Below are 18073 nucleotides of genomic sequence, written 5' to 3'. Positions count from 1 at the left end.
TCCATTGCGACTTGTGCATCGTAGGACCGGCGCAAACGACAGATACATTGAGATGGAGACGGGCATGTGCGACGAGGCGAAACTGAAAGTCTGGGCGCGCGACGCCATCAACCGGCGCCAGTTTGGCGTGCTGGCCGGGGCTGCGGCCGTCGCGGCCTGCGCGCCAGGCGAAGAAGCAGGCGAGGGCGAGGTGGCCGAAGCGCCTGCGCTCGATATCACGGAGCGCTCCGTCACTTTCGACACGGCTGACGGCACGATGGATGCCTTCTTCGTCCACCCGGCAAGCGGCGCGCATCCCGGCGTGATCTTCTGGCCCGACATCGCTTCACTGCGAGAGGCAAAGCGCAACATGGCCAGGCGGCTCGCCGGACAGGGCTATTCGGTGCTCGTGCTCAATCCCTATTACCGCGACGTGGCGGGCGAGCAGTTCGCCGACTTTGCCGCTTTCATCGAAGCCGACGGTTTTCAGAAAGTACGCCCATGGCGCGACAAGCTCGATGCCGATGCGATCCAGCGCGATGCGGGCGCAGCGGTTGTCTGGCTCGACGGACAGGACGCGGTCGACAGCGATCGCGGCATTGGCACGCAGGGCTACTGCATGGGCGGGCCGTTCACGGTCTGGAGCTCGGCTGCGGTGCCGTCGCGGATCAAGGCCGCGGCGAGCTTCCACGGCGGAGGGCTGGTTCGCGAAGAGGACGACCCGAACAGCCCGCACAATATGCTGGACCAGGCCGATGCGACCTATCTCATCGCCATCGCGCGCGACGACCATGAGGAAGCGCCCGATCACAAGCTGCTCTTCGCCAAGGCCGCAGGCCGAGCCGCGCGTCCGGCAAATGTCGACGTCTATGATGGCGACCATGGCTGGACCGTGCCCGACAGCCCCGCTTACGCCGAGGCTGCAGCAGAGCAAGCCTATGCTGACTTGCTGAAGCTGTATTCGGAGAACCTCTAGGCGCGGGGCGTCTTTGAGGGCCGCAGCATTTTCCTACATGGAGCCGCCGCGATAGGGTCGTGGCGGCTCTTTCACATCGTCGGCACCCGTACGGCATCGACCGCTATGCGCAGGCGCTTTGGGTGTACGAAACCCGAAAGTCACACATCCTACAACGCGATCTGATAGATTTTCTATATTATACAGGGCCTTGCGGGGCGAGCGCAGTTTTCCAAACCACCCCCTTGCGCGTTCCACCCTGTCCGCAATTGAGAAGGCTTCAGACCTTCGAACCGGCTCCGGTCGGGACGGGCGGCAGGCCGCGTGCCTCGCGCTCCTTGTTGCGCTCGTTCGACAGGCCGAAGCGACCGAACTTGCGATAACGCACCATCCACTTGTCGAGGAACAGGCCTAGCGGCTTGGGAGTGATGCCTAGATCGGCGAAGGTCAGCGCGTCGTCGGCAACGACATTGCCGGCCTTGAGCAGCGTCCACTGATCGCGGCTCATCGGCGTACCGGGCAGGGCAGCGAACAACCCGCTCATCGAATCGGACATGGCGATGAAGCGGCGATCGCGGCCTTGCGCGGCTGCAATGCGCTCGTTGATCTCCATCATGGTGAGCTGCTCAGGCCCGCCAAGTTCGAAGGTCTCGCCGCCGTGGGCGCCCGGGTCTTCGAGGCAGAACGCAACCGCTTCGGCCACGTCATCGACAAAGACCAGCTGCATCTTCGCATCGGGCCCGAAGACGGGAAGCACGGGCAACATTTCGATCATGCCGCCGAACATGTTGAGGAAGTTGTCGTCCTTGCCGAAGATGATCGAAGGACGAAGCACGGTCGCCTGCGGGAAAGCGGCGAGCACGCGCTCTTCGCCCAGCGCCTTGCCCCGCGCATAACCCGTCGAGGACGAGGCATCCGCGCCGATTGCGCTCACATGGACGAAAGCCTTCGCACCGTTCTCGCTCGCGATCGCAGCCATACGGCCCGGCGCTTCGCCCATCAGCTCTTCGAGGTTGCCGCTGAAATCACCGACCAGATTGACCACGTGAGTTGCCCCGTGGAGCGAAGCCTTGAGGCTCTCCTCCTTGGTGATGTCGCAATGCGCGAACTGAAGCTGCCCGAGGTTGGCGAGCGGCTTTAGCGGGAAGGCCTTCTCCGGGTTTCGGCTCGCGATCCTCACCCGCGCACCGCGCGCAAGCAGGGCCTGCGCGACGTAATTGCCGAGATAGCCGCTGCCGCCGAAAACGGTGACGAGAGCATCGGAAAGCGAAGAGGTCTTGGACATTGCCCGTATCCCTTGGAGCATCTGTGAGGTTGGAGCGCCCCGGCGGCGCTGGAAACCCGCGTCCCATGCGCCAAGCCGCCGTTCGGGGCAAGACCTCATCGCGATGAGGCGCAGGTTTGCGTTGACAGGCACACAGGCCGAACGCTATTGGCCCGCGCCTACCCAGCGAGCCCCACCGATGTTTGCTCGCTAAAGTGTGCCCAGATGGCGGAATTGGTAGACGCACCGTCTTCAGGTGGCGGCGGGAGCAATCCCGTGGAGGTTCGAGTCCTCTTCTGGGCACCATTTACACGATTCTCACCAAGCGCATGTTTCGCTAAGGCGTTGGAACTCTGGCACTAATGCGGCGATCTCGTGGTTGGCTGATTCCGAAGCCGCCCTTGAGGTGCTCAACACATTGCCTGCGGGCTCTTTCGCTTCTGTTGATTTCATGTCCTTTTTGCATACCTCGCGCTCAGAATAGCCCGAAGCCGTCCGTCGCGATCCACGCTATCATCAGGACTTCGATTCTCCGGACCTCGCCGGAGCAAACGCTGAAAGCTGCGAACGCGGATATACGGGGGACCTGCCAGTGGTTCCGGTGCTGCCCTACGAGCGAATCTGATCAAGCAATCTGGTTGGCGTGACGAACTGAAACGCGGGCTTCGTCGGCCGACTGCTTAGTCGCTGCCGAGGATTTCAAGGTACGCTGTGATTGCATTGCGATCCTGGGCATTGGTAACCATGACGCCGGCCATGCTGGTGCCGGGGAGCATAGCAGTCGGGTTAGCGATGTAGGCATCAATCTCGCCTGTCGTCCAAGTGATGCCGGACGCTTGCATGGCATTCGAATAGGCAAAGTCATCGAGCGATGCCGCAGGCCGTCCGACGACGCCGTTCAGGCTTGGGCCAATGCCGGAAGAAGCGCCGACGTCGACTGCATGGCAAATCGCGCAATTTGCTTCGAATGCCGTCTTTCCGACAGTCAACAGGCCTACTTCAATTGGAGCCTCTGTCCCTGTTGCAACAACATCAGGCGCCCCGCGATCGCGAACGATGATCTGTTCAGTAGGACCCTCGGGCTCTGGAGGGCCGCACGCATTCAGCGTCATCGCAGCAATGGCAATTGTCGATAAAGCCATCGTTCTCATTATTGAGCCCCTCCGTTCAAATCGTGCCGGATCAAGTATTCGGCCGCTAGCATTGGCGGTCAATCGCCGTCTTGATCCGCCCAGCCGCAGCAGCGTCGCGTGGTTCAACACGTTCAATGGCTGTTCGCAGGTTTGAGCAGTCGAAGTCAGTGCCGTTTTCGATCGACGCAACCAGAATTTCGGCAAATGCGTCGATTGAGAGCACTCTTACCCCGCGTGTGAAGAACTGGCTGTGCCAGCGTTCAGCGCCGTCGAGAATGGAGGCGAAAGTCTCCCGGCCCACGCCGCCGGGTTCTGCGAGCACTTGCGAGCCGAGCTCTTCCAGCAGGCTGTCGGCCGTATCCCGTCGCACAAAAAGGGCAACAAACCGCCGAGCTGCCTCGGCTTCGTCTCCTGCCTGAAGCGCAAGTCGAAGCATGCTCTCCTGCGCCAACGGCTCGCGCCATCCACGCTGGGCTGCGTATTGGATCGTCAGCGCACTGTCGCTTAGCCGCCCCGCATTGAACTGAGCTTGCGCGAGAATTCGCAAATGTTCTGCTGGTAGCGGGCGTCTTCTGACCAGCCTCTCTGCCTCTTGAAGCGCGTAATCGGCATCATCCCCTGCGACCGCGAAAGCAGCTACGCCTTTCTGGGCCGAAGACCGAACCAATTCAGGCACGCTGGGTGAGAGCTCGGGCGTGCGCCGGGTTTGCCGGTCAAGCTGGAGCCCGATGGCGAGCACAGCGACAGCAAGAAGCGCCGCGCGCCAGATGAACCCCGCAATCATGCTTGCTTCTCCGTCCTGGCCGGTCGACCCGCTTCATCAGTCCCGAACCGGATCAGAATCACAAGCGCAAACGCGCCGAACACGAGCAGCGATTGGTTGCGCAGCGGATAGTCGGTTATCGATTGAAGCGCAGCTGCGAGCAAAAACGTGCCCCCACTCCAGGCAATCCAGCGATCGCGGGCTTTGCGCGCTCGCCATGCAAGCCCTGCCAGAAGCACAAGCCACGCAGCAATCAGCACTAGCCCTGGTACACCGGCCTCGATTGCGACCTCAAGGTAATCGTTATGCGCCCGCCCCGCACGTCGCAGGGTCATGTTCTCAAGCGATTCGTCGATCTGGAAGACATCGTCAAATGTGCCCATTCCGGAGCCGACCGGAAAATAACGCTGAGCGGAGTAGGCAGCGTCCTCCCAAATGAAAACGCGCGCATCTGTTCCCGACCCTTCGAACCTGTCGACCACCTCAGCCACGCGTCCGGGCGAGGTGACGGCGAGCATTCCGACAGCGCCGATCACCAGCACGGCGGGAATGATGGCTACCCACGCGGCCCGCGCCGAGGCAGCTGATCCGAGCCTTGCGAGAATGTATTTCATGGCAACTAGCCCCAGGGGGATCGCTGCGAGCACGATTGCCGTGCGCGAACGGGTAAGAAGAATGGCGAGCAGGAGGAGCGCACAAATGGCTGGCCGGGCCCAAACACCGAGCTGTTGGAAACGCGCAGGAACAAGGAGAAGTGCAGCGAAAGCGAGCGCCCCGACCAAGAAAACGCCCGTCGAGTTGCGATTAGCAAACGTGCCAAACAGGACGCCAGGCATGGGGTTCTCCGGATAGAGCACACCCACCTCGCTGTTTGAAAGGACCTGAGGCACGCCTAAAGCAAGATTGACGAGTCCGATTGCCACCGCGAACCAGCCCAAAGTAATGAGCGTTCCGCGCGGGGCTTGCCACCCGATCGTGAGAATGGCGAGGGGCGCAATGATTGCGCTGAGAGCTAGCAGAGTGCGGATCGGATCAACGCTTAACGTTGCCCAGTCGTTAGCGTTCACGAGTTCCAACGATTGGATCATCAGCTCGCGTCCAGGAAGCGCATTCCATACCGAGGCAGGCAGCGGCACGATCTGGAGGACGGGCAGGAGAATTGTCAGTCCGGTCAAGGCTTTCACCGAAAGCGGAGCCGTTCTCCAGAAATCGAAGAAAGCGGCTCGATGGAATGACAGCGCTACGAGCGCAATCAACTGGACGATCAGATTGGCTGATCCGTATTTCGATCCGCCCCCACCGAAGGCAAATGCCGCTGCGAGGATCGCAAGCCCTGCCCAGAGGAGCTTCCGCTCGGCCGTATTCTCATTGGTCATCGTCAGAGGGCCCCGCCCGGTCACTGGGTTATTCCGCGCTCATGCTTGCACGGAATTCAGGCAAAGAAAAAGCGCCCGGAAACATCCGCGCGCTCATTCTTGGTCAAAACCAACAAGAGTTGGTCAGGCTCCTAAAAGCTCAGGTGCCGGGCGACTGACCGTCGTCGTCATTGTCGACAACTGCGACAATGCCTGCGACCGCAGCAGCAGCAGCGAGAAGCAGGAGAACAACACTCGTTCCGCCACGGGCATTTTCACCTTCGGCTTCGCGGGCTAGGCCCGGCTGAGAAGCAGGCTCTGCCGTGTAAACCGGAGCGTTGTCTGCAGCGCGGGTGTTAGCCTGAGCCGCAATCGGTGCGAACACCATGCCAGCAGCAGCAGCCGAAACCATCACGCGAGAAATCGTCTTTTTCATCGAAGTTAACCCCCCTTGGGAATCCATTACGCATTTACCACTAGTGCAGTGCAGCAAGATTGACAACACCTTCTAGGAAAAAAGGGTAAACGGGCCCTTGTCGAAGGTGCAATCACGCTCTGTCAGCGGTTTGGCGTGGTTAATCGGTAAACAGCCGAATTTAGTCTTTGGTTCCCGAATCACCCTTGAGGCGCGATTCGGATAAAATTACGTCATATTGCGCTATATCTCCGCCGGTGATGATTTCACCTCCAGACATGAGCCACGCATGTGCGCCGAACTCACCATCCTCGGGCTTTTCAACGCCAATCTGGATTTCGCTTTGCACGCCTAGCGAGCACAGCCAATTCTGGGCGGCAATCGCCTGAATCAGACAGTCGCTGCGCCATGGAAGGCGATCCGAAAGCCGCGGGATCACATATCTGATCCGGGCGAGCGTTGCCGCCTCGACGGGCTGCCCGGACGCTGACGTTGGCCGTCCCGCATTGGCCGCCGCACGGTTGCGAAGCGGGATGTCACTTGCCTTGAAATTTCGAAAGATCAGTCTGGCACGAAAGAGCTCGCCGAGGCCGCGTGCCGAATAGCTCGCAAGCCAGCCGATGTCGGCCAGGGTCGGCTTTTGCCCTTTCGCCGGGACCGGTGATGATTGCGCGGTTTCCATGATGTGCCTATGTCCGCGCTCCTCTTGGCACAGGGTTGCTGGCGCTGCCAAGCGCTACAGTGGCAAGGCCATGGGATCGAAGCGGTAAGGGGTGAGAGCGCGAAGCTGTGTCGGCGATCGGTGGGATCTTTTCAGACGAGGACGTGCAGGACGATCAGCTCGCCGTGCTGAAACGCTCCTTGTCGCGCATTCCGCATGATGCAAGCGGGGCATGGCGCTCAGGGCGGATCGCACTCGCTGCTGCAAGCCGGCACACCACAGACGAATCAACTATTCAGGTGCAGCCATTTGTTTGCGACAGCGGAAAGTTGGCTGCCGTGTTTGATGGGTACCTGCTCAACCCGGACGAATTGGCAGCCGACCTGGAGGCGGGCGGGGCAAAATTAGTCGGGTGTTCGGAAGTGGAGCTTGCCCTTCGCGCATATGAAGCTTGGGGCAATGAATGCGCGAACAGGATGCAAGGCGAGTTCGCGATGATCGTGGCAGACCTTGCTACAGGTCAGCTCTTCGCGGCTCGCGACCACATGGGGACGGTTCCCCTTTACTATCGGCGCGAGGGCGGGCGAATCATCGTTGCATCCGATTTCCCCACGCTTGCTGCGCTTGGCGAAACACTGGGCCTGGGGGCCATGACGCCAGATCGCCTTTATCTCGCCCAGATAATGGCCAATCGTTGGTACCTTCGTGAAGCGACCCCTTGGCAGGAAATCAAGCGGATCGTGAGGGCGCATACATTGCGCTTCGATGGGAAGCGAGTGATCGGGCAGAAGTACTGGACCCCTCCGACCGAGGTCACAATCCGATACAAGCGCGACGAAGATTACGCTGAGCATTATCGCGAGATGTTGTTCGATTGTGTTCGCCGCTCCTTGCGCTCTCACCGCAAGGTAGGCGTTGCTGTGAGTGGCGGGCTCGACTCATCCGCTATTTTTGCGATCGCTCATCGCCTTGAGGGCTCGGGCCAATCCCCTGCGCCCAGCATCGCGGCGTATTCGCTTGCAGCGGAAGAGGGGGGGAATGCATTTGAATTGCCCTATGCGAGGGCCGTGGCCGCTCATGTTGGCCGTGACCTCGCAGAAGTTCCTTTGTTCGATCCCGATATCGATTGGTACACCGAAGACGGCGCTCGCCACATGGATCTGCCCACTCCCTCCAATGGTGCGATGATGTGGGGGCTTGAAGAGCGTGTGGTCGCCGATGGCGCCCGAGTGCTCATCAATGGCGGCGGCGGGGACGAGTGGTTGCAAGGCAACGAACTCTACTATTCCGAATACGCTGCGAGAGGGGAGTGGGGGAAATACTGGCAGGCTCTACGCCGCGATGCCGATGCTTTCGGTTGGCAGCGTGCATTCAAGCGCTCAATGCGTTTCACCAGTGCGGAACTCGCGCCTCGGTGGTTGCGCGAGCGGATCAGAACGCGCCTCCGCGCCGCGCGCAGAAAAAGCGACGCGGCCATGAATTGGCTGTCGCAAGACCTGCGCGAGGCGCTGTCCGAAGCGGAAGAGCGCTATGAAGCCGAATTGCCCGACAATGCTGTCGGTTGGACCAAGCGAAACACGGCTACGTCGCCGTTCAGTGACCTGTCGCACCAGCTTATGCGCAGACAGCGGTCACTGATCGGGGTCGAATCGCGGCACCCGATGCTCTCTCGCGCATTCATGGAGTTTTCGCTGCGCACACCGATTGACATCAAGATGAGAGGGGCAATGACCAAGGTCATTCATCGCAAGGCGATGGCCGGAATTCTGCCTGACGAGGTCGTTTCGCGGACAAATAAGGCTAACTTCACTAACACAGGGATTGACCAGCAATTCGCTGACTACGTCCGTGCGAACGCCTCAACGCAACTTGCTGAAATATGTAATCTCCATGGGCTTCAAGCCATTCTAGACGTCGATTTCAGCGCTCCGGAAGGAGATTATTGGGCGTGGGAAATTTGGGGCCTTTACGCATCCGCAGCATTTTTGTATCAGTAAATTTACGTAAGGGGGATTAACCCTGCCTCTGCGGTGCAACAGGACAGGATTTTGCAATGACCAAAGTGACTGAAAAAGTGAAGTATGAGGCTCCGAAGCTGACTGTTTTCGGCTCGGTACGTAACCTCACCGGCGGCAGCGGTACGAGCTTCCGTGACGGTGCGGTAACCAACACCCGCTTCTAAGCGACCCAGCCGTTCCGCCGTACGGCGGTATGCTCAACGCTTAACATCAGGCGCCCCGGTCCGGGGTGCCTTTTGTTTTGCGTGAAGCTCCGAAAAATCAGTGCTTTTCAGGCGCATCGAGTGCTTTCTAGCTGGTTCAGCACGATCGCTTTCTTGTCAGATTTGCCGATTCGTAAAAGGCCTTCGATCGAGCGTTTTGTTCGACGCGTTCGATAGATCAGAGGCGGCGAGGTGTGGAGCAATTCGCCTAAGGCCGCTGTTTCTTGCAGCGTTTCCCTTATACGGATCTGCACAAGCCGAGACGTTTGTGGATACGAGCTCCGCCGGTCGTGAATGGCAAGCGCGTTGCGAATCGAATCGTTGCACAAACGGCTGCCTTTCACACACGATTGATGCGTCGATTTTCTCTGCTTGGTTAAATTGGCGCATTTTTCGAGAGGTTGGCGGCAGTCCAAACTTGTGTCTAAAGGCTAGTCTCGATGGAATGGGAGCCCGACAGTCCGCGTCCGCAGGTTGAACTGCCTAGAGAGCCCTACGATCGTTGGGTTTCTCCCGCCGGGTATTGTCAGGCTGAGTTTTATCGCGATGAACGCGGATACTTGATCCGATTTCCTTCGCAGGCCGATTTCCTGATCGAAGTGAAATCAGGCGACGGCGGTGAATTCCGCATCACCGGCTGGCCGACACCGCAATGCGATGCGAAGACCACGCTCAACCTTTATCACAATGCAATCCAACCGATCCTTGGCAACCATTCTGGCGGGCTCTTCCTGCACGGAAGCGCAGTTTGTGCACGCGTGGAGCATCATTCAGATGGAGAGGAAGGTGCTGTTGCATTCCTAGGGCTGTCTCGCAGTGGGAAGACGACCCTGGCGGGCTCGTTCGCTCAGGCAGGACATCCCTTTTTGACCGAAGACGTGATTGATCTGGCGCGCAGCGATGGTCGATATTTGCTACAGCCCAAGCGTTCAAAGCTGCGCTTGTTCGCGGACAGCGCAAGGCACTTGCTCGGGAGGGATACCGAGTTTGAAAATGACGATATCAAGCAAGATGTCGATGCCGGAGCAGGCTTGCCGTTCGCAGATGGGGCGAAACCGCTGCGGCAAATATATGTACTAGGCACCGACTTGCGCGCGGATCTTTCCATCCGCCAATTCAGTTTGCAAGAAGCGCTGAGTGTGCTGCTTCCCAACGCGTTCATTCTCGACGTGGAAGACAAAGCAAGCTTGCGCGGGCATTTCGGCAGGCTCGCTGACCTGTCTCAGGACATCCCGTGCTACGCGCTTGACTTTATGCGCGACTACTCGGAATTGCCGCGTGTCAGGAAAGCGGTGCTCGGGAACCTCGCAAACGGGTAGCTGGTGCATCGTCGCTCCTGTAATTGGGGGATACGGAATTGCTTATGCAACTCAGCGACCGTTTTGCAGTCTCGGCCGATGTCGTCGCTCGTGAAGTCGGCGGGGAAATGGTCCTTCTCGATCTATCGAGCGGACAATATTTCGGGCTTGATCCGGTCGGTGGACGAATCTGGGAATTGCTAGCTGAAGGTCCGCGCGAGCTTGCTGAGTTATGCGACAGCGTCGAAGCCGAATTCGAAGCGCCTCGTGATCGTATCGAAGCCGACCTGCTGGCTCTCGCCAAGCAGTTGAAGGACCAGGACCTGATTGTCGCTGCCTAGACCCAGCTCCTCAAGACCGCTTACCGGCCTACTCTGACAAAGCCGTCCGGTCCCAGTTTCAATACTCTGTCGGCAAGCGCGAGGCTCGCCGGACGATGAGTGATGATAATGACGGTGCGCCCTTTCAGCGAACCGATGCATTCTTCGACGAAGGCAGCTTCGCCTTCTAGGTCGTACATGCTCGTCGCTTCATCCAGGATGTAGATCGGCGGCTGGCTATAGAGCGCACGGGCGAGCGCAATCCGTTGCCGTTGGCCACCTGACAGGCGTACCCCGTGATCGCCAATCACGGTCTCCAGGCCATCTGGAAGCGAGGCGATGAATTCGTCCGCCTGTGCGAGCTTAACCGCGCGGCTTACGGCCTCTTGCGGGTGAGGTGCGGATTGGCCGAACACGATATTGTCGGCGATTGTGCCGTTAAAAAGAAGGGCACGTTGGGGCACGTAGCCAAACTGTCGCCGCAAGTCTTGAACCTGATACTCGCTGATGCAGGTCCCATCGAGCGTGATCGTCCCCGACAAGGGTTCGTAAAAGCGCAAGAGCAGGCGAACGAGCGTCGACTTTCCAACACCGTTCTCGCCTGTGAGCGCCACGATCTCGCCCGGCTTCACATCGAAATCCAAGGCATCAAACAGGGTCGGGCGGCCCGGATAGCCAAAGCTTACTTTGCGGAAGGCGATAGCGCCTGCTGCTCGCTCAAGCCGCTGCCCTATTTGGTGTCCTGGCTCGGGCTCCTGCTCAAGTACGGACTCCAATCGAGCAAGAGTTCCACGCGCCATTTGGTAGGCACCATACATTTTGGCGAGAGCACCGGCAGGCTGCGTCAGAAGAGCCGCATAGAGAAGAAACGCGAACAGGTCGCTGGGTGATCGATCCGCGTCGAGCAACTGCTCGCTACCAACCACGAGCACGGAAATCGCCGCAAGCGCCGCGATCAACGCCATCACCGGGCCAATTGTGACGCTCCATTGCGCTTGTCGGACTGCCAGGCGCCGAGAATTGTCAGCCGCTGTCGCAAATTCTGACCGGTGTTTTTCCTCTGTCGCAAATGCCTTGATTGCAGGAAGCATTTCAAGATCGCGCTCCGCAATTGCGATCAGCTCGACCTCGGCTGCACGCACCTCGCTCGAAAGCTTGCGCAGTCGCCTGCCTGACAACCTGACTAGAATGTAAAATGCGGGGATCAGCAAGGGGACAATTGCGGCCATGACAGGGTCAATCGTGAACAATATCACGATGGCCCCTGCTGCCGTGAGCAGCATGGCGGGCGCATTGGCGATAGTGCCGGCAAGAAAATCGCTGAGATTGCCTACTTCGTAAGACGTGAGCGCGAGCACGTCGCCCCTGCGCGCATCGTCATGAAACCCAACACGCAGCATCTGGACATGGTTGTATATCTTGATGCGAAGCTCGGTCAGGATCCGCGTCGATGCACGTTCCGAAAGAATGGCTGCCGCAATGTTCAGAACGGTGAGGGCGACCAAGGCTACAACCAGCAAGATGAGGATTTGCCCGACATCGATGTCGGACACTGCCGAGCCTGAAACCACTCTACCCAGGACCTGAGCTGCCAACCATGGCACGGACAAAGCCGCGCCGGAACTTAGCAAGGTAAGCACGCTTATCAGCGTCAATTGTCCGCGAAATCTGCGCGCCCATTGAAGCCAGAAGCGGAAACTCATCGCGAGTGCCCCTGACGCATAAAGCGTGCTGCCGTCTCCAGCAGCATTCGCCCCTGCAAGGCCAAGGTCGGCCACCCTTGCGTCTCCGGATATCTTTCCACGAGGTGGCGACGCGGCGGAAAAGCGCGGGACAGCAGGAGTTTGGCTTTCGACCCTGCGCCCTTCGTGTGGCTGAGGTCGAGTTTGAACTGCGCCAAGGTGTCGTGCTCGCTGAAATACGCCTTTAGGTCAGGCGCAAGCTTGGCCTTCTTCAGACGAGATTCGACAATTGGCGGCAGGGGCGTGCCCAGATCGCTACTCATTCCGACAAGGGCCTCTGCCACGAGCGGAGCAATTCCCTCCGCGATACAATGGTCTGCGAGAACCGCCCACTCATCTTCGCTCATGGCTCGTACCATAAGGTCGAAATCGATAGACCAGATCAGGCGTCTCTGGCTTGTGACCCTTCCGTCTTCGGCAAAATAGCCGTGTTCAGCATGCCACTTCTGATTGATCACCGCGTGCAGGATCATGGTCGCGGTGTTTGGCCTGAAGGCTGCGTCATCGAACTTCGGTAATGGAAGCTTGCCCTCGAAAACCAATTCGAGCGGCAGCACCTCATGAAGAGTGGGTCGGTCGACCGGTTTCCAGTGCAGATCGATCGAGTGCACGAAAAAACCCGCAGCTTCGTGTGTCCAACCTTCCTGAAAATAAAGACCATGCGGTTCGACCCTGCGCTCCCAGCCAAGTTCGGTGAGTACCTCGCGTGTGTGCTCCAGAGTTCCGGGGCATACCAGCAGGTCGGTGTCACCGCGCCTTCGGGTGGCCGGCTCTGCATGCAGGGAATAAGCGAGGGCCGTGCCTTTCAGGATAACGGAAGTCACCCTCTCCTCAGCCAGCTTGCGAACCGCTGCCGAAACGAGTTTGTGATGGGTCGCTTCCCAAAGAGCGATCAATCGCGCTTCTTCGGCAATTCTGTCGATAAGCGCGCTCGGCCAGTCTGTGAGGTGGGCCGAGTTGTTGTGTAGTAAGAGGGCGATGCCATGATACTCGATCCTCAGCCAGACATCGTGCCATTCTGCACTGTCAGCGATGTCCCAACCTGCTGGATCGGACGCTCGCAAAGAGCGCAAGCACTGTGCCAAGAAACGGTCGACTGATGCGGTATCGGTCATGGGCTTCGCGATTGCCGTGCGTCTCTCTTGCTGGTCCCGCAGGGATGAGTTGGCCTGGTGCTTTCCAGCGCGTTCATGCGGGAAATCCGCCGCTTTGACCAGTGTCGCTCACACTCTCTGCCCACCTGTGTTCTTCAATCGGGGACCTGGCAAAAGCGTGCTGCCAGCCATTCACCCAGACACCGGTGCCCAGCCGCGTTCATGTGAAGTGCGTCGTAGGTCAGAAGCGGCTGCGATCCCTCGCAGGCCGCAAACGCATCGGCTGGGTCTAGAACAGGAACATTCAATTCTCTGCCAAGATCGCGCAGCGCCGAGCGATAGGGCCTCAGCCGTTGCATGATTACCGAGCTGCCCGCTGGCGGAGGGGCGAGAAACACCACTTGGCGCCCTGCTTCTGCTCCCGCGGAGGCAAGCCGTTCTAAGGCCGACTTGTAGTCGGGAACGGGCACGGGTTCTTTCGACCGCAGCCATCCGCGCGGGGCCGCGTCGTTGGTTCCGTAAGCGATAACGACGGTCTCTTCGGCGCTGTCTCGAACATCCCACCGCCCTTCGCCCAATCGTGCCGTGTGCCCACCAACACCGCGAAGCGAGACCGAAATGTCAGCGCCAAGTTCAGCCTCAAGCACGCGCCCAAATACAGGACCGCTTTCGCCGCCAAATTGCGTCATGCGCCCACCCGTGACATGACTGTCACCGTAGATCGCGATCTGCTCTCCTTCACTAGGACATGTGAGTGACTCTTGGAGATGGGCGACTGAACTCGCAGGCAGGCTTCTGGCCCCACCAATCCGCCAGGAGGGTATCTGTACCCACAGGAGCGCCAAAGCACCCAAGGCCACAAATGCACATATCAGCGCTATTGTCCGTGTGATCTTCAAGGAAATCGCCCGAAAATTGCTAGACGCGGGATTGCACCTAAGAGAGATATGGGACAAGCCGCAACTTGAAGGCATCAGCAAGCAGAACGGAGACCCTGGGTGAGCATTCTCAGGCTTTCAGCGCTAAGAAACGTCCTCACCAAGGCCCGGCTTCGTTTCTTCCGCGGCGTGATGAAGATGGACATCCACCCCACGGTGGAGATGTCTCTAAGTGCGAAAATGGACATGACCTTCCCCAAGGGCGTGCATATCGGTGAGTGCACATACGTCGCCTTCAACGCGCGAATTCTGACGCATGACAGAACTCGAGGGCTCTACGTGCATACTCACGTCGGCAAGAATTGTTTTCTTGGTGGTGAGAGCTTGATCATGCCGGGCGTGACCATCGGCGACAATTGCGTGATCGGTGCAGGCAGCGTGGTGACAAGGGATGTGCCCGCGCGCTCAATCGTGGCTGGGAATCCGGCACAGATTATCCGCGAAGGGATCGAAGTTGGCCCCTATGGCCGCTTCCTCGACGCTGACGAAACCGAGCGCCAGATCCGCGATACCGACCCTTCCGCTGCCGATTTGCCAAGCCGCCTGGCGCGCTGAGCATCGGATAGCATCAGCCTAATTCTTCAAAGGCCAATCTGCACAGTGAACAATCAACCAATACTAACGGGCGGCGATCCGGCTGGGGATCCAGATGACAGGCCCACCCTGACTATCGGCCTGCTGTGGCACACCTTCTTCTCCGAAAATCTCGGGGTCGGTGCGCTCACGATTGCCAATTCAAGTCTGATTGCCCAGGCCGTGGAGAAGGCTGGCTTTCGCCCTGTCTTCCGTGTCATTGGTCCACGCGGAGAGCTCGATTACGGCTCTGAATGCGCGCACGAGCATGACTTCACCAATATCGGCTATAAAGCCCTCGCTAATCCATTATCTGATCTGCACCGCGCCATCCGAAGCTGTGACATTGCATTCGATATTGGTGCGGGCGACAGCTTCTCGGATATCTATCCGTGGGCTCGCTACAACCTGATCCTTGGAATCAAGGTTGCTACCAAGATGGCGGGCGTTCCACTTGTTCTTAGCCCCCAAACCATCGGACCCTTTTTTTCCAAACGCGCTCGCGCGGGGGCGAAAGCGGTCATGCGAATGTCCAACCATGTTTGGGCGCGTGACGAGATGTCTTATGCGTTGCTTGAGGAGATGGGCGTCGCTGGCAAATCTTCGCTCACAACCGATGTCGCGTTCGCGCTTCCGTTCGAAACGCCAGCTGACAAGGAATCCCGCGACCTATCCGGCGGCAACATCAAGGTTGGCCTCAATGTCTCGGCCTATCTTTACCGTCATGGCGACGTGCCGACCGACAACATCAGGCTGGCCGCAAACTACAAGGAATTGGTCGATAGAATCCTGCAAAGACTCTCGAGCGACGAGCGCTACGAGGTCCATCTCGTCCCGCATGTTTTGATCCAATCGCGGGCATATGACGACGACTTCGATATGGCGCTGGAACTTCAGCGTCGTTTCCCAAAGGCGATCGTCCCACCACGTTTCAACGGACCTTCGGATGCGAAGTCGTACATTGCTGCGCTGGACCTGCTGTTGGGCAGCCGAATGCATGCGACGATTGCAGCGATCTCTTCGAACACCGCCGTCATTCCGCTCGCTTTTAGCCGTAAGTTCAATGGACTCTATGGATCATTGAATTACAGGTGGAATGCCGACCTCACCAAGCAGAGCAACGAAGAGGTGCTCAGCAAGCTCGAGGCCGCATTAGCAGATCTACCGCGCGTCCGTGCAGAGGCCGTTGCAGCCAATGCAGAAGCGCAGAAGCGGCTTGGCGTGTATCGTGACTATCTCGACACTCGCATTTCGGAGCTGGTCGCGAACCGTGTTTGATATCGATACGATAAAGGCGAACGGGCTTTGCGCGGGTTGCGGCCTTTGCGCTGGCATCAGTGATCCTAACGATCCCGCAATTGTGATGGAAAACTCGCTGGAGGGCTTTCGACGCCCTGTTCTTCAACATGAACCGAGCGAAGACCAAAAACGCCGGATCGATCAGGCTTGTCCTGGCGCCAACATCAGGCACGATAAGGCCGCGCATGAGGCAGAGTATCACGAGATTTGGGGGCCGCTTATCAAGGTGCGCCTCGGTTGGAGCACTGATGTTGCGCTTCGACAAAACGCTTCTTCAGGGGGCGGACTTTCGGCAGTTCTGAAATACCTGCTGGAAACCCGGCAGATCGACTACGTGGTGGAAACCTCGGTTTCGGAAAGCTCGCCAATTCGCAACGCCCTGAAAATCAGTACGGGGCGAGAAGACGTGTTCCAGTCGGCCGGTTCACGCTACGCGCCCTCTTCTCCACTTGAGGATATTGGCAAGCGACTGGACGGCAGTGAGCGTTTCGCCTTCGTTGGCAAGCCATGCGATGTCGCAGGGCTTCGCCAGCTCGCGCGGCACGATCCTCGCGTAAATGAGAGGGTGCCTTACATGATCGCCTTCATGTGCGCCGGCGTGCCGAGCTATCGCGGAACTTCGGCGCTGTTGGGTGCGCTGGGTGTTGAAGATGAGACGGATGTAGTCGCCTTCCGATACCGCGGTGATGGCTGGCCCGGCTATGCGACCGCCGAGCTTTCTGATGGGCGCAAGCTGAAGATGGACTATGACAGCAGCTGGGGCGGGATCCTGAACAAGCATCTGCAGTTCCGCTGCAAGATATGTCCTGACGGGATCGGCGAGTTTGCTGACATAGTGTGCGCCGATGGTTGGCACTCCGATGAAAGCGGAAAGGCGCATTTCGAGGAGCGCCCAGGGCGCAGCCTTATCCTTACTCGAACGGCAAAAGGCGAAAGGCTGATCAATACGCTGATCGATGCCGGAGCCATCGAAACCGAGCCCACCACTACCGAAGCGATGAAAGTGATGCAGCCCTATCAGGCGCAGCGCAAAGGTTTTGTCTGGTCCCGGCTCTTCGCGATGATGGCGATGGGCAAGCGAACGCCGCGTTTTCGCAATCTCAAACTCGCCCGCAATTCACGCCGTTTCGGTCTGGCGCGCAGCTTCAAGAGCATGGCCGGTATGGTGGTCCGCCTCGCTCGTGGCGGACAACTGAATTAGCGCAGCTTCAGCTTGTCCTCGAGGACAAGCTGCTCGTCATTCCCGATATACTCATTGTAGCGCGGGTGAGCGAACAGGTGAGCGTAATAGATCTGGTAGCGATATTTGACGTGATTGAGCGAAAGGAGGTTCTGGTTGAGGTGAACCTTCACATTCTCTGAGCGCTCATTGTACTCCGTGATGGCAGCCAGCTGTCCGTTGAACGGGCCGTACATTTCGATGGTCGAACCAAGGATGTCGTCAAAGTACATCGGAATGCGCGGGAGAAACCGTTCCGGGTGCGAAACAGCGTGATCGAACATCGAGAGTGAATCGCGGGTCGATGAGAAATAGTCGGTGTCATTGAAGATTGCACCAATCGGAGCAGCGTTGAAATCTTCGAAGAAGGCCGGGATCGTCTCTTTCACATTACCCAGCACCAGTCGCGCTTCGGGCAAGCGCTTTTTGAGCGCGTCGACATCCATCCGATATTGGCTTGCTTGAAACCAGTAAGGAAGGTCCTTTTCGGATTCTGGAGGCGGCATGCCCTCACCGGTGTCGAAGCCGATACATTCGATCGTAACGCCGGTGTCAGCCTTAATTCGCTCGGCAAACTCGACCATGAAAGCAAGGCCATTCCCGCCTGCAACGCCAATCTCGATCGCCGAGATCCGGTCCATACCGAGGCTCTTGGCCAGCCGCGCGGCAACCAGCATGCAATAAGCGTAGTTCGGTCGCTCGGTCGCCTCGCTGCGAACGAGGTAATCGGCCGAATGCTTGGAGAATTTGTCCGTGATCTTGATCGCCTTGCGTACGATCGGGCCAAGCACAGAGGCTTGGATATCGCGCGAGGTGCCGATTCTTCCCAACATGATGTCTAGTT

18 protein-coding genes and 1 tRNA gene are annotated in these 18073 nt (G+C 58.6%); 9 read left to right on the top strand and 10 right to left on the bottom strand.

Annotation, left to right across the window (positions count from 1 at the left end):
- The first annotated feature begins 64 nt into the window (after positions 1–64).
- Positions 65–955 (top strand): dienelactone hydrolase family protein, encoded by an 891-nt coding sequence (locus NAP1_RS11360; protein ID WP_040464973.1) that lies wholly within the window; start codon positions 65–67, stop codon positions 953–955.
- Between the two features lie 259 nt (positions 956–1214).
- On the opposite strand, the gene NAP1_RS11355 is transcribed toward NAP1_RS11360, so the two are convergent.
- On the bottom strand, positions 1215–2219 hold the full coding sequence (locus NAP1_RS11355; RefSeq protein WP_007165441.1) for a complex I NDUFA9 subunit family protein: 1005 nt from the start codon (positions 2217–2219) through the stop codon (positions 1215–1217).
- Positions 2220–2417: 198 nt separating this feature from the next.
- On the opposite strand from NAP1_RS11355, the gene NAP1_RS11350 reads away from it, so the two are divergent.
- Positions 2418–2504, top strand: a tRNA-Leu gene (locus NAP1_RS11350).
- Positions 2505–2878: 374 nt separating this feature from the next.
- Here NAP1_RS11350 and NAP1_RS16010 read toward each other — a convergent pair.
- The 5 genes from NAP1_RS16010 to NAP1_RS16005 all read right to left on the bottom strand — a co-directional run bounded on the left by NAP1_RS16010 (position 2879) and on the right by NAP1_RS16005 (position 6546).
- Positions 2879–3340, bottom strand: coding sequence for a cytochrome c family protein (locus NAP1_RS16010; protein WP_007165440.1), 462 nt, complete (start codon positions 3338–3340; stop codon positions 2879–2881).
- 55 nt (positions 3341–3395) lie between these two features.
- Positions 3396–4115, bottom strand: a complete 720-nt coding sequence (locus NAP1_RS11340) for a hypothetical protein (protein ID WP_007165439.1) — start codon at positions 4113–4115, stop codon at positions 3396–3398.
- Entirely contained in the window at positions 4112–5470 is a 1359-nt protein-coding gene (locus NAP1_RS11335) for an O-antigen ligase (protein ID WP_007165438.1), read from the bottom strand. Before NAP1_RS11335 ends, NAP1_RS11340 begins: the two co-directional genes overlap by 4 nt.
- 139 nt (positions 5471–5609) lie before the next feature.
- Positions 5610–5885, bottom strand: coding sequence for a hypothetical protein (locus tag NAP1_RS11330; protein WP_007165437.1), 276 nt, complete (start codon positions 5883–5885; stop codon positions 5610–5612).
- Between the two features lie 160 nt (positions 5886–6045).
- A complete protein-coding gene (locus tag NAP1_RS16005) occupies positions 6046–6546 on the bottom strand; it encodes a lasso peptide biosynthesis B2 protein (protein ID WP_007165436.1) in 501 nt (166 codons plus the stop codon).
- Between the two features lie 107 nt (positions 6547–6653).
- Between NAP1_RS16005 and NAP1_RS11320 the strand changes: the two genes are divergently transcribed.
- The 4 genes from NAP1_RS11320 to NAP1_RS11310 all read left to right on the top strand — a co-directional run bounded on the left by NAP1_RS11320 (position 6654) and on the right by NAP1_RS11310 (position 10385).
- Positions 6654–8522 (top strand): asparagine synthetase B, encoded by a 1869-nt coding sequence (locus NAP1_RS11320; RefSeq protein ID WP_007165435.1) that lies wholly within the window; start codon positions 6654–6656, stop codon positions 8520–8522.
- Positions 8523–8578: 56 nt separating this feature from the next.
- Positions 8579–8707: a lasso RiPP family leader peptide-containing protein gene (locus tag NAP1_RS16490; RefSeq protein WP_007165434.1), complete on the top strand. Its 129-nt coding sequence runs from the start codon at positions 8579–8581 to the stop codon at positions 8705–8707.
- 599 nt (positions 8708–9306) lie between these two features.
- Entirely contained in the window at positions 9307–10065 is a 759-nt protein-coding gene (locus NAP1_RS11315; RefSeq protein ID WP_156777259.1) for a hypothetical protein, read from the top strand.
- A 44-nt stretch (positions 10066–10109) separates the two neighbouring features.
- Complete coding sequence (locus tag NAP1_RS11310) at positions 10110–10385, top strand: PqqD family protein (RefSeq protein WP_007165432.1); 276 nt, start codon at positions 10110–10112, stop codon at positions 10383–10385.
- Between the two features lie 20 nt (positions 10386–10405).
- On the opposite strand, the gene NAP1_RS11305 is transcribed toward NAP1_RS11310, so the two are convergent.
- The 3 genes from NAP1_RS11305 to NAP1_RS16540 form a co-directional block, all read right to left on the bottom strand.
- Positions 10406–12142 (bottom strand): ABC transporter ATP-binding protein, encoded by a 1737-nt coding sequence (locus NAP1_RS11305; RefSeq protein ID WP_241761213.1) that lies wholly within the window; start codon positions 12140–12142, stop codon positions 10406–10408.
- A complete protein-coding gene (locus tag NAP1_RS11300) occupies positions 12064–13221 on the bottom strand; it encodes a nucleotidyltransferase family protein (protein ID WP_007165430.1) in 1158 nt (385 codons plus the stop codon). The genes NAP1_RS11305 and NAP1_RS11300 overlap by 79 nt, the downstream gene beginning before the upstream one ends.
- A gap of 134 nt (positions 13222–13355) precedes the next feature.
- Complete coding sequence (locus tag NAP1_RS16540) at positions 13356–14174, bottom strand: SGNH/GDSL hydrolase family protein (RefSeq protein ID WP_083776283.1); 819 nt, start codon at positions 14172–14174, stop codon at positions 13356–13358.
- 24 nt (positions 14175–14198) lie between these two features.
- Between NAP1_RS16540 and NAP1_RS16735 the strand changes: the two genes are divergently transcribed.
- The 3 genes from NAP1_RS16735 (at position 14199) to NAP1_RS11275 (ending at position 17211) form a co-directional block, all read left to right on the top strand.
- Positions 14199–14693, top strand: a complete 495-nt coding sequence (locus tag NAP1_RS16735; protein WP_007165427.1) for a DapH/DapD/GlmU-related protein — start codon at positions 14199–14201, stop codon at positions 14691–14693.
- Between the two features lie 45 nt (positions 14694–14738).
- Positions 14739–15989, top strand: coding sequence for a polysaccharide pyruvyl transferase family protein (locus tag NAP1_RS11280; protein ID WP_007165426.1), 1251 nt, complete (start codon positions 14739–14741; stop codon positions 15987–15989).
- Positions 15990–16074: 85 nt separating this feature from the next.
- Entirely contained in the window at positions 16075–17211 is a 1137-nt protein-coding gene (locus NAP1_RS11275) for a Coenzyme F420 hydrogenase/dehydrogenase, beta subunit C-terminal domain (RefSeq protein WP_241761212.1), read from the top strand.
- Here the strand turns inward: NAP1_RS11275 and NAP1_RS11270 are convergent.
- Positions 17208–18062, bottom strand: a complete 855-nt coding sequence (locus NAP1_RS11270) for a hypothetical protein (protein ID WP_007165424.1) — start codon at positions 18060–18062, stop codon at positions 17208–17210. The two genes, NAP1_RS11275 and NAP1_RS11270, sit on opposite strands and share 4 nt — an antisense overlap.
- Positions 18063–18073 lie beyond the last annotated feature (11 nt).

The organism is Erythrobacter sp. NAP1 (genome assembly GCF_000152865.1).
GTDB lineage: Bacteria > Pseudomonadota > Alphaproteobacteria > Sphingomonadales > Sphingomonadaceae > Erythrobacter.
Note: the sequence above shows the minus strand (reverse complement) of the source record. Positions and strands in the feature narration are given on the sequence as shown.